This is a genomic window from Priestia sp. TGN 0903 (genome assembly GCF_050846855.1).
In the GTDB taxonomy this organism is placed as follows: Bacteria; Bacillota; Bacilli; order Bacillales; family Bacillaceae_H; genus Priestia; species Priestia zanthoxyli.
In genome coordinates this window covers 87,032-103,992 of the sequence record NZ_JBOZGL010000004.1, presented here as the reverse complement: position 1 = coordinate 103,992, position 16,961 = coordinate 87,032, and the positions used below count along the sequence as shown (strand labels likewise).

Below are 16,961 nucleotides of genomic sequence, written 5' to 3'. Positions count from 1 at the left end.
TCGCCTCATAACACCAGGAGATGTAATGAGTTTTCTAGTTAAAGAAAGCGTTTTATGAAAGCGCGTTAATGATTCACGTATCAAATAAATAGCTTGTTGCACACTAAATATATAAAAGGAGGTAAGCGCCATGTTTAAAAAACTTTTTGGAGTATTACAAAAAGTCGGAAAAGCGCTTATGCTACCGGTTGCGATTTTACCGGCAGCAGGGATTTTACTTGGAGTAGGGACAGCGCTTCAAAACCCTACATTGTTGGATGCAGTACCGGCACTTGGTGCAGACTGGGTTCAATTAGTTTCAAATGTTTTGTCGCAGGCGGGTCAAATCGTATTTGACAACTTATCGCTATTGTTTGCCGTTGGTGTTGCCGTTGGTTTAGCCGGTGGTGACGGTGTAGCAGGTATTGCTGCAATCGTAGGTTACTTAATTATGAACAAAACGATGAGCACAATCTTAGTTGCTACAGGACAACTAGATCCTGACAAAATGGGTGCTAATCCAGCTTACACTAGCATCTTAGGAATTCCTACGTTAGCTACGGGTGTATTCGGGGGTATCATAGTAGGTATTTTAGCTTCATCCATGTATAATCGTTATTTCAATATTGAATTACCATCTTACTTAGGGTTCTTTGCAGGAAAACGATTTGTACCAATTATTACTGGGGTATTTTCAATTCTTTTAGGTGTTATTATGATTTTCATTTGGCCGCCAATTCAAAGCGGATTAAATGCTTTCTCTACCAACATGATTGATGCAAACCCAACTTTATCAGCGTTTGTATTTGGATTAATTGAACGTTCATTAATTCCATTTGGACTTCATCACATCTTCTACTCTCCGTTCTGGTTTGAGTTTGGTGATTATGTCAATAAAGCAGGTCAACATATTCATGGTGACCAAAAGATTTTCTTTGCTCAATTAGCAGATGGCGTGCCTTTAACAGCAGGAACATTCCAAGTTGGTAAATTCCCGTTCATGATGTTCGGATTGCCAGCAGCCGCTCTTGCGATTTATCACGAAGCGCGTCCTGAAAACAAAAAATATGTAGCTGGTATCATGGGTTCAGCTGCTTTAACATCTTTCTTAACGGGTATTACAGAGCCGCTTGAGTTCTCGTTCTTATTCGTAGCACCAGTATTATTTGCGATTCACGCAGTATTTGCTGGTTTGTCGTTTATGGTTATGCAATTATTAAATGTTAAAATCGGTATGACATTCTCAGGTGGGGTTATCGATTACGTTCTATTTGGAGTTATGCAAAACCGCACAGCATGGTGGCTAGTTATTCCAGTAGGTTTAGTTCTAGCAGTTATCTACTACTTCGGTTTCCGCTTTGCAATCCGTAAATTTAACTTAAAAACACCGGGTCGTGAAGATAAAGAAGAAGGAGAAGAAGATGTAAAAGTAGAAGCAGCAGAGCTTCCGACAAATATTTTGGCTGCACTTGGCGGTAAAGAAAACATTACACATTTAGATGCTTGTATTACGCGTTTACGTGTTTCAGTAGATGATGTGGGTAACGTTGATAAAAACCGCTTGAAAAAACTTGGAGCAGCTGGTGTTCTTGAAGTTGGTAACAATATTCAAGCTATTTTCGGTCCGAAATCTGACACGTTAAAAGGTCAAATTCAAGACATTATGAATGGCAAAACACCGGTTGTCACAAAAGAAGAGACAAAAACAATTGAAAAACCTGTTGCAACATCTGAAGTAGGAAGCGATAATGGTAATGATATTGTTTCACCGATTGAGGGAGAATTGGTACCTTTATCGGAAGTACCAGATCAGGTATTTTCACAAAAATTAATGGGTGACGGTTTTGCGATTATTCCGAAAACAGGCACAGTAGTTGCACCAGTGGACGGAAAAATAGTAAACTTATTCCCGACGAAACATGCTTTAGGTATTGAATCAACGACTGGACGTGAAATTTTAATTCACGTTGGTATTGATACAGTTAATTTAAAAGGCGAAGGTTTTGAAGCTTTAGTTGCCCAAGGCGATGAAGTGAAAAAAGGACAGCCTCTATTGAAAATTGATTTAGACTTTGTAAAAGAAAATGCGCCATCGACGATTACGCCGATCATTTTCACGAATTTACAAGCTGATGAAAAAATTGATATCTTAAAGCAGGGCCAAGTTTCTCAACAAGAAGCAAATATTATTAACATTTCAAAGTAAAAAGGAGATTGATTTAACATGGCACAAAAAACATTTACAGTAACAGCAGACTCAGGAATTCACGCACGTCCAGCAACAACTTTAGTACAAGCAGCAAGCAAATTTGATTCTGACATCAACTTAGAATTCAACGGTAAAACTGTAAACTTAAAATCAATCATGGGCGTTATGTCTTTAGGTATTCAAAAAGGCGCTACAATCACTATCTCTGCAGAAGGTTCTGACGAAGCAGATGCACTTGCTGCTCTTGAAGATACAATGAGCAAAGAAGGATTAGGCGAATAATGACAAAGGAAATTCAAGGCATTGCCGCTTCTAGCGGCATTGCTATTGCTAAAGCATTTCGTCTAGAAAATCCAGAATTAACCGTTGAAAAAAAATCAGTAACTGAAGTTGAAGCAGAAGTAGCACGTCTAGAAGCTGCGCTAGAGAAATCAAAATCAGAACTTGAAATTATTAGAGAGCACGCTCGTAAAGAACTTGGAGATGACAAAGCAGAAATCTTTGAAGCTCACTTATTAGTTCTAAGCGATCCTGAACTTATTAATCCAATTAAAGATAAAATTACCAATGAAAATGTAAACGCTGAACATGCACTTGATGAAGTAGCGGCAATGTTTATTAATATGTTTGAGTCAATGGACAATGAATATATGAAAGAACGTGCTGCTGATATCCGTGACGTAACAAAACGTGTATTAGCTCATCTTTTAGGTGTAAACGTTTCAAATCCAAGCTTAATCTCAGAAGAAGTTGTCATTATCGCAGAAGATTTAACGCCGTCTGATACAGCACAGTTAAATCGTAAGTTCGTAAAAGGATTTACAACAGATATTGGCGGACGTACTTCTCACTCAGCAATTATGGCGCGTTCAATGGAGATCCCAGCTGTTGTAGGTACAAAAACAGTTATGGAAGACATTCAAAACGGCGTATTAGTAATTGTTGATGGTTTAGATGGCGAAGTTATCGTTGATCCAAGCGAAGAAACAGTAAAAGCTTACGAGAAAAAAGCCGCTGAGTATGCAGAACAAAAAGCTGAGTGGGCTAAGCTTGTAAATGAAAAAACGGTTTCAGCTGATGATCATCACGTTGAACTTGCAGCTAACATTGGTACACCAGAAGATGTAAAAGGCGTATTAGAAAACGGCGGCGAAGGCGTTGGCCTTTATCGTACAGAATTCTTATATATGGGCCGCGAAGATCTTCCGACGGAAGAAGAGCAGTTTACTTCTTATAAAACAGTTCTTGAACGTATGGAAGGCAAACCAGTGGTTGTTCGTACTCTTGACATCGGTGGAGACAAAGAGCTTCCTTATTTAAATCTACCAAAAGAAATGAACCCATTCTTAGGATTCCGTGCTATCCGCTTATGTCTAGAGATGCAAGACATGTTCCGTACACAGCTTCGTGCGCTTCTACGTGCAAGCGTATACGGTAATCTGAAAATTATGTTTCCTATGATTGCTACTGTTGATGAGTTCCGTCAAGCAAAAGCTATTCTTTTAGAAGAAAAAGCAAAACTTCAACAAGAAGGCGTACAAGTTTCGGAAGACATCGAAGTAGGGATGATGGTAGAGATTCCTTCTTCAGCGGTAATCGCAGATTTATTTGCTAAAGAAGTAGATTTCTTCTCTATCGGAACAAACGATTTAATTCAATATACGCTTGCTGCTGACCGCATGAATGAGCGCGTGTCTTATTTATACCAACCGTATAACCCAGCGATTCTTCGCTTAGTGAATATGGTAATCAAAGCGGCTCACAAAGAAGGTAAGTGGGTAGGCATGTGCGGAGAGATGGCAGGAGATGAGATTGCCATTCCAATTCTTTTAGGCTTAGGCTTAGATGAATTCTCAATGAGTGCAACATCTATTCTGAAAGCTCGTTCTCAAATCCGTCAATTATCAAAAGCTGATATCGAACCTCATTTAGATACAATTCTATCAATGTCTTCTACGGAAGAAGTTATTGAGTTCGTAAAATCAACTTTTCATATTGGATAATAAAAAGGTGTGATCATATATGATCACACCTTTTTATCTTTTAAGCGAAAATAGTAGGCAGAAGCATATTCGCAAACAGCATTGTAAGAAGTGCTGCTACGATCATGCCAAGGCTAGAAAAAGTACCTTCAATTTTTCCAAATTCAAAAGCTCTTGCTGTACCTGTCCCATGAGAAGCTACGCCTAAAAGAAGACCTCTTGCTAGAGAAGAGTGCAGTGCGAGGAGCTTAATGAGTTTTGGAGCGACCATACATCCCACTACACCGGTTATAATCACAAACATAATGGTAATATTCGGATCTCCTCCTAGCGTCTGAGATACATTAACAGCAATAGGAATCGTAACCGATCTTGGAATCAAGCTATGAACCAGCGTTGATTGTAAATGAAACACTAATGCTAACAGCATGGAAGAAATCATGGCAGCAAACGTGCCGAGCCCTACGCTTAAGCTGATTTCAACATGATGTTTTTTGAGTAAATCAAAGTATTTAAACATAGGAACAGCAAAAGCAACGGTTGCTGGTCCAAGCATAAAGCTAATAGCACTGGCACCTTGCTTATAATGATCATAAGAGCCATTCGTTACTAATAAGATGCCAATTAAAAGAATGGGGGCTAGTAAAATAGGGGAAACTAGCATAGACTTATATTTTTTATAGAGCACTTTTGTGCCGACATAAACGAGCAGTGTAAGCGGAAGAGCAATCCATGTGAGTAATGTCATTTTAGCGAACCTTCCTTTCTTCTTGAAATATGTTCTGCAATGATTCCCGTTACAGACATCACAATAATCGTACTGATTGTGATAATAATCACAATCTGGATTCCAAAATGCATCAATACATCTCCATAATTGATGAGTCCAACGACGGCTGGTATGAAAAATAATAATAGTTCTCCCACTAACAGTGTTCCACCTTGTTCAACCCAGCTTAATTTAATTACTTTAAAGTACAGTAAGAAAAACAGTAAGAAAAATCCGATGATACTACCTGGCACTGGGAGGTCAAACCACTGTGAAATACTTTCTCCTATTAAAAACAGAGCCGTTAGTAATAAAATCTGTAAAATCACCATAATCAGTTTCATGATTAGCCTCCTTTATTTATGTTTTTATTCATTCATTCCTAGTTTGTTGAGACAATAATGGAGTCGTCTATGCTGAAAAGACGACTCCATCATGGGAAAAGAGAAACTATTTGGATTTTGCAAATGGGGATACAACTTAAGTAAATGAATGCTACACACTTATCTTACAAAAAAACGACTATAATATGAAATATATAATAACTATGATAACTATTCTTTTTAGTTATAGTCGCAAGAAATCTCTTTACAAATGCGTTGGTAACCTTTTCAAAAAAGCGTTTGTGAAATATAAGGTGTAATTATTTAATAAAAGGCAATCAAAAAAAGAAATTGTGACATGCCTACATCCATTCAATCTAAAGACGAACCAATGGGATAAATGATTTAGTATGAATGACTTGTTACACCGCCATGAAAAAAATCCGAACGAGTTTGATTCTTGATGGAGAATCAGGCTCGTTCGGATTTTTAATTAAACTACTTTTGTCTCAGCATTGTTAAACTGTACTTTTAATATAATCAATAAAAGCCTGCGTAGCATAAGAGATATATCGATCTTTTTTAACGATTAAAGCAATTTCCCATGGAATAGCATTCTCGAGATTAATTACTTTCATATGCTCCAAATCAAGCTTTTCACATAATGAATAAGGGAAAAGAGCAATGCCGAGATTAGCAGCTACCAGCTCTCCAATGAAGTCCCACTGAGAGCTTTTAAAAGCAATATTAGGCGTAAATCCATTTTTTAAACATTCGTTATAGACCATTTCATGCATGGTGAAGTCTTCATGAAAGGAAATAAGCGTTTCGTCTTTTAACTCTTTTAATGAAATCGTAGAATGCTGAGCCAACGGATGAGATTTATGCACAACAAGCTGCAGCGTTTCTCGAGCTAAAGGAGTCGTAAAGAACATATTTTCATCAACTGGAAGTAAAACTACCCCCACGTCCACTTCTCCTTGTTCCACAAACTTTTGCATTCTTTTAGCGCCATATTCCACTAATTGAATATCAATCTCAGGGTATTGCTCTCGAAATGCTTTAATAATAGTAGGAAAAAACAATGTACCAATAATAGGGGGAATGCCTATTTTGATGGTTCCTCTTTTTAAATGCATTAAATCATAGAGGGAATCCGATAAATCTCGGAGAGAAGATAAAATGCTTTCAGCTTGCTCGTACACAATTATTCCTGCATCGGTAAGCTGCACTTGTTTGCCAGTGCGATCAAACAAAGGTGTGCCGAGCTCTTCTTCTAATGATTTAACCATTTTACTGAGAGAAGGTTGAGAAATATGCAGCGCTTCAGAAGCTCTTGTGAAATTTTTATGTTTTGCCACTTCTGTTAAGTAATGCAAATGGCGAACATCCATTTTGTATACCTCCGTGTTCATACATGCTAATTAATAAGATACACACATTCTACCACATTCACGATCAGCTCTATACCTTTCTGTCCTATCCAATAAAATGATCAGTAGAAGGGGGAGTGAATACAAAAGAAATTGCCAACAATATATATTTACACATTGTTTATTTTAGAAGTATAATATATAAATCAGTAGAACGGTTACATATCGATCACAGAATCAATCAATAAGGTGGTTAGAACGGTTGAGTAAAGCAGATGAAATAAGAGATATCGTTTATATTAATGGCCATGTAAATAAAAAATGCTTTATTACATATGGAATTGAATTTAAAGAGTTTTATCATTCCCTTCCTACGCCGCTTGCAAATATATTATTGTTAAAGCACGGTTTTGAAGACAGTGATTACCATTACCAAACCCATATGGACTATGTAGAAGAAGAACAAATTCATCTTTTAGCAGAGGATGATGTTTATAATTATGGCGATTTTTGTTGGATTGATTTTGAGGATATATCTTCGTTGGATTTGTTAGAACCTCAAGATATTGCAGCGCTGCTGTATTTAGGTCATTTAAAAAAACCGCTCAATTCGCCATTTAATAATAAACTCGGTAATCAATTTGTTTATTTAGCTCACGATGATGGATTTTATAACAAAATCTATTTTCGAGACGTGTATGATATGAAGCATATTTTAAGCCGAATCATTCCGTTAAAAATGTCAGCAATTAAGCAAAAAAGATTTGTATTTAGAAGGAAGAAGTTAGAATATCCGATCTTGCCGCTCGTGTTAGCAAATACGCTTCTTACTTTAACGAATGACGGTTTGTTTATTGATTTTGAACATATGGTTCAATCCCGTAAAGATATTAAAATTCCTTTGTATACAATCGGTGATTTTGACGATATGAATGAAATGTATAATGATCGGTTTGAGCACAAAGCGATGAGTAAATTGCAGGCGCATCTTGTTCTGACTCATAAAGAACTGGAGTGGAGCATTGAAGAAGTTCAATAACCTAAAAAGAAGTTGAGACATAGGGAGATGAATCCAATCAACTGCTAGAAGGAACGAGACAGATAAAACTATATTTACCATCACAAAAAAACGAACCACTAATCAAACATGCTGATTAATGGTTCGTTTTTCACTTGGGCTAAAATGCTTTTGTCCCAGCCTCTTTTTGAATAGACGTATAAAATGGATTTTTCCATTCCATTAGTACGGCGTAGTTGTGTGAATCTTCATCTTCAATATAATTTGTTGCGAGGCCAATAGGCGTTCTGCCACAGCGCATCAAAAAGGTCATAACGGGGTCGTAGAGAGTTCCGGCTGATACAAGGTTCATATATTCAACGGGCGTGTACAAGGAAGACACTGGTGCGTATCCAGGGATGCGGCACCCGCCGAGCAGCCTTTCTAACTTGTAATGAATCACCACTTCATATAAAGACTGCAAAAGCAGCTTCCCAAGCCCCATTGATCGATGCGAAGGAGTGACGCACACGTCCACTACATAAAGCGTATTACCAGAAGAGTCGTGCGTATGAATATATCCGCTTCCTGTTACTTCATCCCATGTGTGAGCCGCATTTCCTTCCACTGAAACAATCGCGCTTGTGATAGATCCGCATATTGTCCCGTCTATCTCCACGCATAGCGCTCCATCCGGAAAAAGGGAAACATGGTTATTTAACTGATCTTTACTCCATAATAATTCAGAAGGGAAAGGAGGGGGAAAACTTTCTTCTTGAATCCGAATCAACTCATCAAAATCATTCGATGTATATGATCGTACCGTACATATTACAGGCTTATTTTGATGAAAGACAAAGCATTGCTTTTTATACACTGCTTTTTTGCCTCCTTTAAGAAATAATTTTCAGATAATTAAGTATACCATATGGAAAAAAGAAATTATTTCATATTTATTGAAGAATTTGACGAGAACGTGATAAAGTTAAAAAGATTCGAACTATTAGACGAGGTGAAAGAAATGGATGTTGAATTAAAAGGAAAAACAGCGCTTGTATTTGCAGCCAGCCAAGGGCTTGGCAAAGCGATTGCTGCTAGACTCGCAGAAGAAGGCGCAAACGTTATGATTGCAAGTCGTTCAGAAGAGAAACTAGCCCAAGTAGCAGAAGAGATTTCATACCTTGGAAGCGGACAAGTGTTACATAAAACGGCAGACGTTACAAAAACAGAGGACATTCAAGACGTTATTCAATATACAGTAGATACGTTTGGAACTATTGATATTTTAATTAACAATACAGGAGGTCCTAAAGCTGGGAACTTCCTTTCGTTAACAGATGATGATTGGAAGCAGGCATTTGAGTTAAATCTCCTCAGCTATATTCGTATTATTCGTGAGGTAGTGCCCTTTATGAAAAAGAGCGGAGGACGTATTGTCAATATTGCTTCTTCTTCCATTAAAGAGCCAATTGCTGGACTTATTCTGTCAAATACCTTCCGTACAGGAATCGTGGGACTTACGAAAACACTTGCTTCAGAACTAGCAGAGGACGGTATCTTAATTAACACGGTTGCGCCAGGAAGAATTGCAACAGACCGAGTGAAAGAGCTAGATACCATTCGTGCTGAAAAAATGGGAGTAGACGTTTTAGAAGTTGAAGAAGAGATGAGAAACCAAATTCCTCTTAAGCGCTACGGTCAGCCTGAAGAGTTTGCTAAAGCCGTTGCTTTCTTTGTTTCGGGAGCGAATTCATATATGACAGGCCAGTCGTTTCTAATCGACGGAGGCATGGTGAAATCCATTTAGTTACATAGAAAAACCCTGCAGCTGCAGGGTTTTTTGTTAAATCCAAGTTGTAACTTGATCTAATGGTAAACGATCGCTAGCATGTGCTTCTTTAGCTGCTTTTCCAACTGAAATAAGCATAACTGGAATGTATCGATCCTCAATTTTAAACTCTTCTACAAATTTTTGTGCGTTAAATCCGCCCATTGAACATGTGTCATATCCTTTTGCTTTTGCTGCAAGCATGAATGTCATAGATGCAAGCGAAGCATTTGTAAACGCGGCATCGCGGGCGAAAGCACCGTTTTTATAAGCGCCGTTAATTTGTCCTGACAAAATGTTTTTTACGTCTTCTGTCATGTGACCTGCTTCGACTAGTGGGTTGTACACGTCATCTACATTTTTATTGGCTTCTAAATCACCTAACACAGCTACTACAGCGCCTGCTTCTGTAATTTGTTTTTGGTTGTAAGCAATTGGAAGTAGACGTTCTTTCGCATCTTGGTCTGTAATAACAACGAAATGCCAGTGCTGTAAGTTCCAAGCTGATGGTGACTTCACTGTTGCTTCTAAAAGTTCCGTTAATTCTTCTTTGCTTAATTTAGCTGAAGAGTCATATTCTCGAATCGATGTACGTTCATTTACCACATCAAAAAAATCTTTTGTCATAATAAAAACCTCCGTTAAAAGTATGTATTTCTTTAGTGAATCGATGCACATTTTATAATGATACACTATTGAAGTCAATTTATATGCTTCTAGTATACCCGCTCTTATGTGCTATCACTCACAAAAAAATGCATACACTTCTTACCATCGGTTTAACGTGATTGACGAGATGTAAGATAAGCTTCAATTCGATCACAGGCTTCACGCAGCGTGTTCATGGAATACGCATACGACAGGCGTACATATCCTTCACCGTGGGAAGAAAAAGCGCTGCCGGGTACTAGTGCAACACCCGCTTCTTTGACTAACTCCAGGGCAAAATCAAATGAATTACTGTGGAAGTTCTGGATAGAAGGGAAGATATAAAAAGCACCAGTCGGCTTTTCTACGTCAAATCCCATGTTTACTAGTCGGTCATACACATAATTCAGTCTTTGTTCGTATTCTTTTTTCATATCCACCGCATCGTTTTTACCTGCTGTCAGTGCCTCGAGTGCAGCTGCTTGAGAGACAGAAGAAGCACAGCTCACGTTGTATTGATGAACTTTTAAAATATGTTTGGCTAAATAAGAAGGAGCAAATAAAAGACCAATTCGCCAGCCCGTCATGGAATGAGACTTTGATACTCCGTTAATAACAATTGTTTTCTCTCTCATAGATGAAATGGAGGCAATGGACTGATGTTTTTTATCAAAAACGAGCTCGCTGTATATTTCATCAGATAGTACAAAAATATTTTTATCGCTTAAAAGAGCGGAAATTTCTTCTAATTCTTGCTGTGACAACGTCACGCCTGTAGGATTAGACGGATAAGGTAAGATGACGCATCTTGTTTTAGAGGTCAAATGTTGTTCGATTAAATCCGCAGTTAGTCGAAATCCTGTTTCGGTTGTATCAATATGTACAGGTTTAGCCCCGTTTAACCGGATAAGCGGTTCGTATCCTGGATAAACAGGTCCAGGCAAAATAACTTCGGAATCTTCTTCTAAAATGGTGCGAAGAGCAATATCAATTGCTTGACTAGCTCCAATGGTCACAATTACTTCATCCGCTGGGTTATAGTGCAAGTCATATTTTTCTTTGACAAATTGAGCTGCTGCCTCGCGCAGTTCGATTGTTCCAGCATTGTGGGTATAAGAAGTTTGGTTACCATCAATTGCAGATTTTGCCGCTTCTTTTACATGCTGTGGTGTTAAGAAGTCAGGTTGTCCAATTGTGAGGGATAAAACATCTTGGTATTGTGAGACCATATTATAAAATGTACGTATTCCTGATAGTTCAATTTCTTTGACACGTTTATTGATTAAGTGCTCCATGGTTTCAAATCCTTCCGCGTATTTTCAACTCATTTTATCACAATGAAAATAGGTAAAAAACCACTATTTGCGCATTTTGCAAATAGTGGTTTTAAGTTAGGTGTTATATAGCTTATTATAAGCAGTTGTTAGTTCATAAAATTGTTCTTCATCTCTGTTATCTAACGCATCGTCGATAAGAGATTTCAAATGCTGTTTATTAAAGTTTGTACTCATAGTCGTCAAAATACGATTGGCCTCTTTTGCGTAATAGTGTTGGTAAGGTGTGTACTGAGATGAGTGAGGATAGTGATTCATATTTTTTCGATAAGAACTCATAACATAAACCTCCTTTTTTAAAATAAAACGCAGCTTCTATTACTTGAAATGTACCCTTTCTATGTAGTTGTTAACCCTGTTTTTAACTGCGAATGTGCTAAGGTATGTGTTAGGAAATCAGAGGTTCCTTGCTTCACGCTCAATTCTAGATTCAAAAAAATAAGTGCATAAAAAGACCTGCATATATATGCAGGTCTTGTATATTAGTCAGTGTGTATTTGGCCTTCACGCCAATAAACGGGGGAAACGTAGCCAAAATCAACTTCATGATCGTCCAATGTGACAACGCAGTGATCAGAGCCTTCTTGTTCTTTAATATCTTGATATACAGCTTCTTCTACGTTTTCAATAATGGTCATTTCATTATCGTCATTAAAAAGAATGACGGAGCCTTTCATATTACGAACACCTTCTTTTAAGATTATTCATTCACTTTGTGTAGTATAAACCGTTTTGGCTGTAGAGTCCACAGCTATCTTCGATTTCTTGTTAAAAATTTGTGAACAGGCTTTTAGGAATGAATAAGAAACCCTCTAAATAGAAGAGTAACCGACTTGTCTATTCTTTCTTGAAGGGTAGCAGAGTCGGGTTGGTTAGTACACCAGTAGAGAAGGGTGCCAAAAAAATTAAGTATAGCAATAGAAGCCATTTCTTCCGCAGGGATATCAACTATAAGTTCACCACGGTCTTGTCCTGTTTGAAAAACTTTTGTAAAATGAGCGCGCATTTTTTCAATTTGAAGAATTTCAGATTGTTGAAAGGAACTGTTGGTAATAGCAATATGAAACCAAGAACGGATTAGGTGAGGGTTCGCTTCTTCGTTTGATTGTGCTAGTAATAAAAACAGTTGTTTAACAATGGCAGCAGTTGATTCTTCGGTTTGAAGGAGCTGTTCTAATTTATAGGAGATACGGTTTGTGAAATTAATTCCAAGGTAGTGAAGAACTTCTTCTTTTGTTTTGAAGTAATTAAAAAATGTTCCCTTTGCTACACCCGCTTCATGCGTAATTTGAGACACAGTCGTTTTTTGATATCCCTGCTGTTGGAATAAAGAGATAGCTGCTTTTTGAATGCGTTTTTTTGTTTCTTCTTTTTGTAATCCTCTGTTCATAAATTACACCTCATTTGAATAGGAGTGGTCGTTTGACTCAAGTTCATAAGCTAGTATAGAGAAGTAAAGTAGAGCAAGTAAAAAACTGAGCAGAGGATAAGACGAAAGGGATCAACGCTCATGTTTTTATATAGTATATAATATTCTGTTAATTCGTAAAACAATATTTTATGTATATGTTTTAGGGAAAAAGGATAATAAAATAAGAAAATTTTTCTTTACGGATATAAGAGGCGGTCACTATAATAGGAAATATGGACTATTAGATAAGCGGGTGAGATGAGAGGAGTAAGTGATATGAATCAAGATAAAGGAATACTGTTAGAAAGTGGTACAAACGAACTGGAAATTGTCGAATTTGAGATAGGAAATGTTTTATTTGGCATCAATGTAGTAAAAGTTAGAGAGATTATTAATCCTGTATCTATTACACCTGTTCCAAATGCGCATTCTTACATAGAAGGTATTATAGAGCTAAGAGGAGAAGTTCTTCCTGTCGTTGACATAGCAAAAGCGTTAAAAATGGAACCTTCAAATACGCCGGAAAAAGATAAGTTAATCGTCACAGAGTTCAATCAGCAAAAAATAGTCTTTCACACACACGCAGTAACGCAAATTCACCGTATTTCTTGGAAAGAAATTGAGAAGCCTTCAGATTTGTATCAAGGTTTGGAAACGCAGATTACTGGAGTGGTAAAATTAAACGGGCAAATGCTTCTGCTGTTAGACTTCGAAAAGTTGATTTCTGATGTGAACCCTGATGCGGGTATTAATCAGTCGAAAATAAAAAAGCTAGGGGCTAGAGAACGTTCTAATAAAAAGATTGTCGTGGCTGAAGACTCGCCGCTGCTGCGCCGAATGATTGAAGATACTCTTGCACAAGCAGGTTATGAGAACACGGAATTTTTCGAGAACGGTGAGGAAGCATGGAACTATCTAAGCTCGGTGATCGATAAAGGAGTGGAAATCAGTGATCAAGTCCAGCTGCTTATTACAGATATAGAAATGCCGCAAATGGATGGCCATCATTTAACTAAAAAAGTGAAAGAAAATCCTCAGCTTTCTATCCTTCCAGTTATTATTTTCTCTTCTCTTATCACAGAAGATTTACGTCACAAGGGAAAAATGGTAGGAGCGGAAGGACAAGTAAGTAAGCCGGAAATCGGAGAGCTTGTTGAGTTGATTGATCTCTATACTTTGTAGGAAGACAAAAAAGTGCCTGAAAGCAGATTGCTCCACTTCAGGCACTTTTTTTAAAAATAACTTTTACCCAGCGGTTTAAACACAGGTGCTTGCCGTTTTCTTGGAGTCGAAACAGGGCTTTTAGCCGGCTGTACGAGATGACCCGTATATTTAGATAATAAGCGCTTCGCATAAGATAATGACATAGTCGTTTTGGGATTTCGATACTGATGGTTTAAATGGCCGAGGTGTGATAACTCTTTGAAGTCTTCTTTCTTTGGAGGCATATGGAAAAAGTAGTCTCCAACTGATACAAGTACATCTGATTTTTGTTGACTTTTACCAGGGTTTGGCGAAAAGTGAAGTCCTTCTTTTTTTGCTTTTCCTTCTAAAATTAGTTGATCTAATGCAATTTTTTTTAACGTATATAACTGCTTAGGATCAGGAGCAGCTTTTGCGTGACGATTTACAGTGAAAATAGCTTGTGCAATCTCAGATACAGACGGGGTCAAAGAGCCTTGTCCATTTGCTTGAGACATACGTTCACTCCCTTTCTATCATATCAGCTGTTCAACCTATAAGGTGAAAGGTGAAAGCTGATACGTTCATTATAGCGTGTCTTGTCCCATTTGAAAATAATTACACGAAGAAGTATTTTGGTAATTAATGAAATTTCCTATGTATAGGGTTTGTTTTGTTACGCTTCCTTATACAAGTAAAGTGGAACAGCACGCCATACTTTCTATTTTTAAAAAATGCTGCTCGCACAGTTAAACAATCATTGATTAGTAAATCCCGAACTATTGAGCCATTCGTCGAGAGGGTCGAATATAAACACCAGTACCATTTGGCACAATTTGAGCTAGCTCATTTACTTGGGCATTATACATACGAATGCATCCTTTGGATACGGCTTTTCCAATAGAACTTGGATCATTTGTTCCGTGAATGCCATATGACTTTTTAGACAAGCTTAGCCACATTGTACCAAAAGGCCCCCCGGGGTTTGGTTCCCGGTTAACGATAACAAAGTCTCCAGTAGGCGTTGCGCTCAGCATTTTTCCTGCTGCAATGGGATAGACTTTTTGTATGATATTATTTCTTCGTAATTCAAGCTGTTTTTCAGCAATAAACACGTGGATCGTGTAAGGAATGAGCTCTTTATCGGGGAGGTTTGGAATGATGATTACTTGCCCAGGCTTCAGCGCATGATGGCTTACAAAAGGATTAGTCATCCACAGGTCTTCAACCGGAATCCGGTAGTCACCTGAAACGCTTTGCCAGGTTTCACCGCGCTTTACTATATATCTCATTAACTTCGCTCCTTTGATATATGACTATGCTGTAACAGTATACGATTGAAAAAAGTAAAAGTGACTTTTTAAAGTTATTTTGAAAAAGGTGTTGAAATTACATTGACTTATAAGCATGGACTGATTGATATAGGTTCAAATACAATACGCCTTGTTATTTATGAATACAAAAAAGGCAGAGGGTTTAAGCAAATTGAAAACGTGAAAGTAGCTGCACGGATTCGAAATTATTTAGATAAAGAAGGAGTGTTAACGGCTAAAGGAATACATACCTTGCTTGATACGCTTAAAACGTTTGGAGTTATTACCAAGCATTATCAGCTGCTGCGCGTTACCTGTGTGGCCACAGCTACCATCCGTCAAGCGACTAATGCAAAAGAAGTTCTAGCCCTTGTAAAAAAAGAAACGGGCTTTTCTATTCGACTATTGTCTGAATATGAAGAAGCGTATTACGGCTTTGTTGCAGTTATTCATTCCACTTCGATCGAAGAAGCCATTACAATTGACATTGGCGGGGGAAGTACGGAAGTTACGTATTTTCGCAATCGAGAGTTAGTGCAGTACCACAGCTTTCCATTCGGTGCCTTATCTCTACGTCTGCAGTTCGTCAAAGGCAATATTCCCACTGCAGAAGAAAAAGCGAAAATCCGGGATTTCGTGATCCGGCATTTCCATGCTGTCCCTTGGCTTTTAAATCGTCATGTGCCGATTGTAGCAATTGGAGGAAGTGCAAGAAGTATGGTGCAACTGCATCAAGGTTTTATCCACTATCCTCTCGCGGGGCTGCATCAATATGAAATGAATTTAGCTGATATATTGCATGTGAAATCTGCTATAGGCTCATTGTCTTATCACAATCTTCAAAAGCTAGACCGCTTGTCAAACGATCGTGCAGATACAATTTTGCTAGCGATTGAAGTATTTCAATCAGTATATGAAACAGTGAACGCGACTCGCTTCATCCTAAGCCGCAAAGGCTTGAGAGAAGGGCTGTTATTTAAAGAAGCATCTGATGCTAATATCCAGCCAATGTACCCCGATGTCATACAGCAAAGTTTTCAAGAAATAATGGAAGAGTTTGAAGTAAGTAAAGATTACGTCAAACAGCTTACGCGCACAGCTAGTATGATGTTTCAGCATCTTAGGGAGCAGGGACCGGTTGAGTTAAAAGAGGATGACTTAGCGCTTCTTATAAAAGCTGCGCAAGTGTATGATATAGGAAAGTATATTGATGCAGAATCAAGCAGCCAGCATACGTTTTATGTGCTTGCTAATCGTACAATAGATGGAATTTCACATAGAGAACGTTTAAAGCTGGCACTTGTTTCTTCATATAAAGGGAAGTCTTCTTTTAGGCAATATGTTGCTCCTTTTAAAAAGTGGTTAACAAAAGACGAACAAAAAAAAGTTCAGCTGCTCGGTGCACTTTTAAAAATAGCTGATGGCTTACATGCAACAAAGCGAAATGTTGTTCAACATATTGATGTGAAAAGCGATGAAAACACAGTGACGATTAAACTATTATGTACAAAAACCTTTCTTCCTGAACAATATCAGGCTGAAAAACAGAAAAAGCATCTAGAAAAAGTAGTAAAAAAAAATATTGTTCTTGAATTTACTAAGCTTTAGAATAA

The 16,961-nt window shown here is 37.8% G+C and carries 18 protein-coding genes; 7 read left to right on the top strand and 11 right to left on the bottom strand.

Features of this window, described 5'->3' with window-relative positions; genetic code table 11:
- Window positions 1-130: 130 nt before the first annotated feature.
- Genes ptsG through ptsP form a run of 3 tightly spaced genes read left to right on the top strand, consistent with a single transcriptional unit; the run spans window position 131 to window position 4,191 of the window.
- The gene (gene ptsG / locus ACRPLY_RS15040) at window positions 131-2,185 is read left to right on the top strand and encodes a glucose-specific PTS transporter subunit IIBC (RefSeq protein ID WP_028414132.1); all 2,055 of its coding nucleotides are present in this window, start codon (window positions 131-133) and stop codon (window positions 2,183-2,185) included.
- Between the two features lie 18 nt (window positions 2,186-2,203).
- Window positions 2,204-2,470 carry a phosphocarrier protein HPr gene (locus ACRPLY_RS15035; protein WP_013056011.1) on the top strand — a complete coding sequence of 89 codons (267 nt, stop codon included), beginning with the start codon at window positions 2,204-2,206 and terminating at the stop codon, window positions 2,468-2,470.
- On the top strand, window positions 2,470-4,191 hold the full coding sequence (gene ptsP, locus ACRPLY_RS15030; RefSeq protein WP_013082261.1) for a phosphoenolpyruvate--protein phosphotransferase: 1,722 nt from the start codon (window positions 2,470-2,472) through the stop codon (window positions 4,189-4,191). The genes ACRPLY_RS15035 and ptsP overlap by 1 nt, the downstream gene beginning before the upstream one ends.
- Window positions 4,192-4,231: 40 nt before the next feature.
- On the opposite strand, the gene ACRPLY_RS15025 is transcribed toward ptsP, so the two are convergent.
- The 3 genes from ACRPLY_RS15025 to ACRPLY_RS15015 all read right to left on the bottom strand — a co-directional run bounded on the left by ACRPLY_RS15025 (window position 4,232) and on the right by ACRPLY_RS15015 (window position 6,656).
- Window positions 4,232-4,918 carry an LrgB family protein gene (locus ACRPLY_RS15025; RefSeq protein WP_165635677.1) on the bottom strand — a complete coding sequence of 229 codons (687 nt, stop codon included), beginning with the start codon at window positions 4,916-4,918 and terminating at the stop codon, window positions 4,232-4,234.
- A complete protein-coding gene (locus ACRPLY_RS15020) occupies window positions 4,915-5,283 on the bottom strand; it encodes a CidA/LrgA family holin-like protein (protein ID WP_014461029.1) in 369 nt (122 codons plus the stop codon). Before ACRPLY_RS15020 ends, ACRPLY_RS15025 begins: the two co-directional genes overlap by 4 nt.
- A 497-nt stretch (window positions 5,284-5,780) precedes the next feature.
- Window positions 5,781-6,656 carry a LysR family transcriptional regulator gene (locus ACRPLY_RS15015; RefSeq protein ID WP_432231934.1) on the bottom strand — a complete coding sequence of 292 codons (876 nt, stop codon included), beginning with the start codon at window positions 6,654-6,656 and terminating at the stop codon, window positions 5,781-5,783.
- Between the two features lie 241 nt (window positions 6,657-6,897).
- Between ACRPLY_RS15015 and ACRPLY_RS15010 the strand changes: the two genes are divergently transcribed.
- Window positions 6,898-7,674 (top strand): peptide ABC transporter permease, encoded by a 777-nt coding sequence (locus ACRPLY_RS15010; protein WP_432231933.1) that lies wholly within the window; start codon window positions 6,898-6,900, stop codon window positions 7,672-7,674.
- 139 nt (window positions 7,675-7,813) lie between these two features.
- Here the strand turns inward: ACRPLY_RS15010 and ACRPLY_RS15005 are convergent, their stop codons facing one another.
- Window positions 7,814-8,509: a GNAT family N-acetyltransferase gene (locus tag ACRPLY_RS15005; RefSeq protein ID WP_028414128.1), complete on the bottom strand. Its 696-nt coding sequence runs from the start codon at window positions 8,507-8,509 to the stop codon at window positions 7,814-7,816.
- 144 nt (window positions 8,510-8,653) lie between these two features.
- Between ACRPLY_RS15005 and ACRPLY_RS15000 the strand changes: the two genes are divergently transcribed.
- Entirely contained in the window at window positions 8,654-9,439 is a 786-nt protein-coding gene (locus tag ACRPLY_RS15000; protein WP_028414127.1) for an SDR family oxidoreductase, read from the top strand.
- A gap of 36 nt (window positions 9,440-9,475) precedes the next feature.
- On the opposite strand, the gene ACRPLY_RS14995 is transcribed toward ACRPLY_RS15000, so the two are convergent.
- The 5 genes from ACRPLY_RS14995 to ACRPLY_RS14975 form a co-directional block, all read right to left on the bottom strand.
- Window positions 9,476-10,087 (bottom strand): nitroreductase family protein, encoded by a 612-nt coding sequence (locus ACRPLY_RS14995; protein ID WP_014461024.1) that lies wholly within the window; start codon window positions 10,085-10,087, stop codon window positions 9,476-9,478.
- Between the two features lie 152 nt (window positions 10,088-10,239).
- A complete protein-coding gene (locus ACRPLY_RS14990) occupies window positions 10,240-11,403 on the bottom strand; it encodes an aminotransferase A (RefSeq protein ID WP_033578399.1) in 1,164 nt (387 codons plus the stop codon).
- A gap of 96 nt (window positions 11,404-11,499) precedes the next feature.
- A complete protein-coding gene (locus ACRPLY_RS14985) occupies window positions 11,500-11,721 on the bottom strand; it encodes an IDEAL domain-containing protein (RefSeq protein WP_047751393.1) in 222 nt (73 codons plus the stop codon).
- A gap of 203 nt (window positions 11,722-11,924) precedes the next feature.
- Window positions 11,925-12,119: a hypothetical protein gene (locus ACRPLY_RS14980; protein WP_013056022.1), complete on the bottom strand. Its 195-nt coding sequence runs from the start codon at window positions 12,117-12,119 to the stop codon at window positions 11,925-11,927.
- A gap of 113 nt (window positions 12,120-12,232) precedes the next feature.
- A complete protein-coding gene (locus ACRPLY_RS14975) occupies window positions 12,233-12,832 on the bottom strand; it encodes a TetR/AcrR family transcriptional regulator (RefSeq protein ID WP_013082269.1) in 600 nt (199 codons plus the stop codon).
- A gap of 297 nt (window positions 12,833-13,129) precedes the next feature.
- On the opposite strand from ACRPLY_RS14975, the gene ACRPLY_RS14970 reads away from it, so the two are divergent.
- Window positions 13,130-14,035 (top strand): chemotaxis protein, encoded by a 906-nt coding sequence (locus ACRPLY_RS14970; protein WP_432231932.1) that lies wholly within the window; start codon window positions 13,130-13,132, stop codon window positions 14,033-14,035.
- Between the two features lie 50 nt (window positions 14,036-14,085).
- On the opposite strand, the gene ACRPLY_RS14965 is transcribed toward ACRPLY_RS14970, so the two are convergent.
- Both ACRPLY_RS14965 and ACRPLY_RS14960 read right to left on the bottom strand, forming a co-directional pair.
- Window positions 14,086-14,553, bottom strand: a complete 468-nt coding sequence (locus tag ACRPLY_RS14965; protein ID WP_013056025.1) for a YkyB family protein — start codon at window positions 14,551-14,553, stop codon at window positions 14,086-14,088.
- A gap of 261 nt (window positions 14,554-14,814) precedes the next feature.
- Window positions 14,815-15,327, bottom strand: a complete 513-nt coding sequence (locus ACRPLY_RS14960; RefSeq protein WP_432231931.1) for a L,D-transpeptidase family protein — start codon at window positions 15,325-15,327, stop codon at window positions 14,815-14,817.
- Window positions 15,328-15,429: 102 nt separating this feature from the next.
- On the opposite strand from ACRPLY_RS14960, the gene ACRPLY_RS14955 reads away from it, so the two are divergent.
- Window positions 15,430-16,956, top strand: a complete 1,527-nt coding sequence (locus ACRPLY_RS14955; protein ID WP_165635678.1) for a Ppx/GppA family phosphatase — start codon at window positions 15,430-15,432, stop codon at window positions 16,954-16,956.
- Window positions 16,957-16,961: the final 5 nt, after the last annotated feature.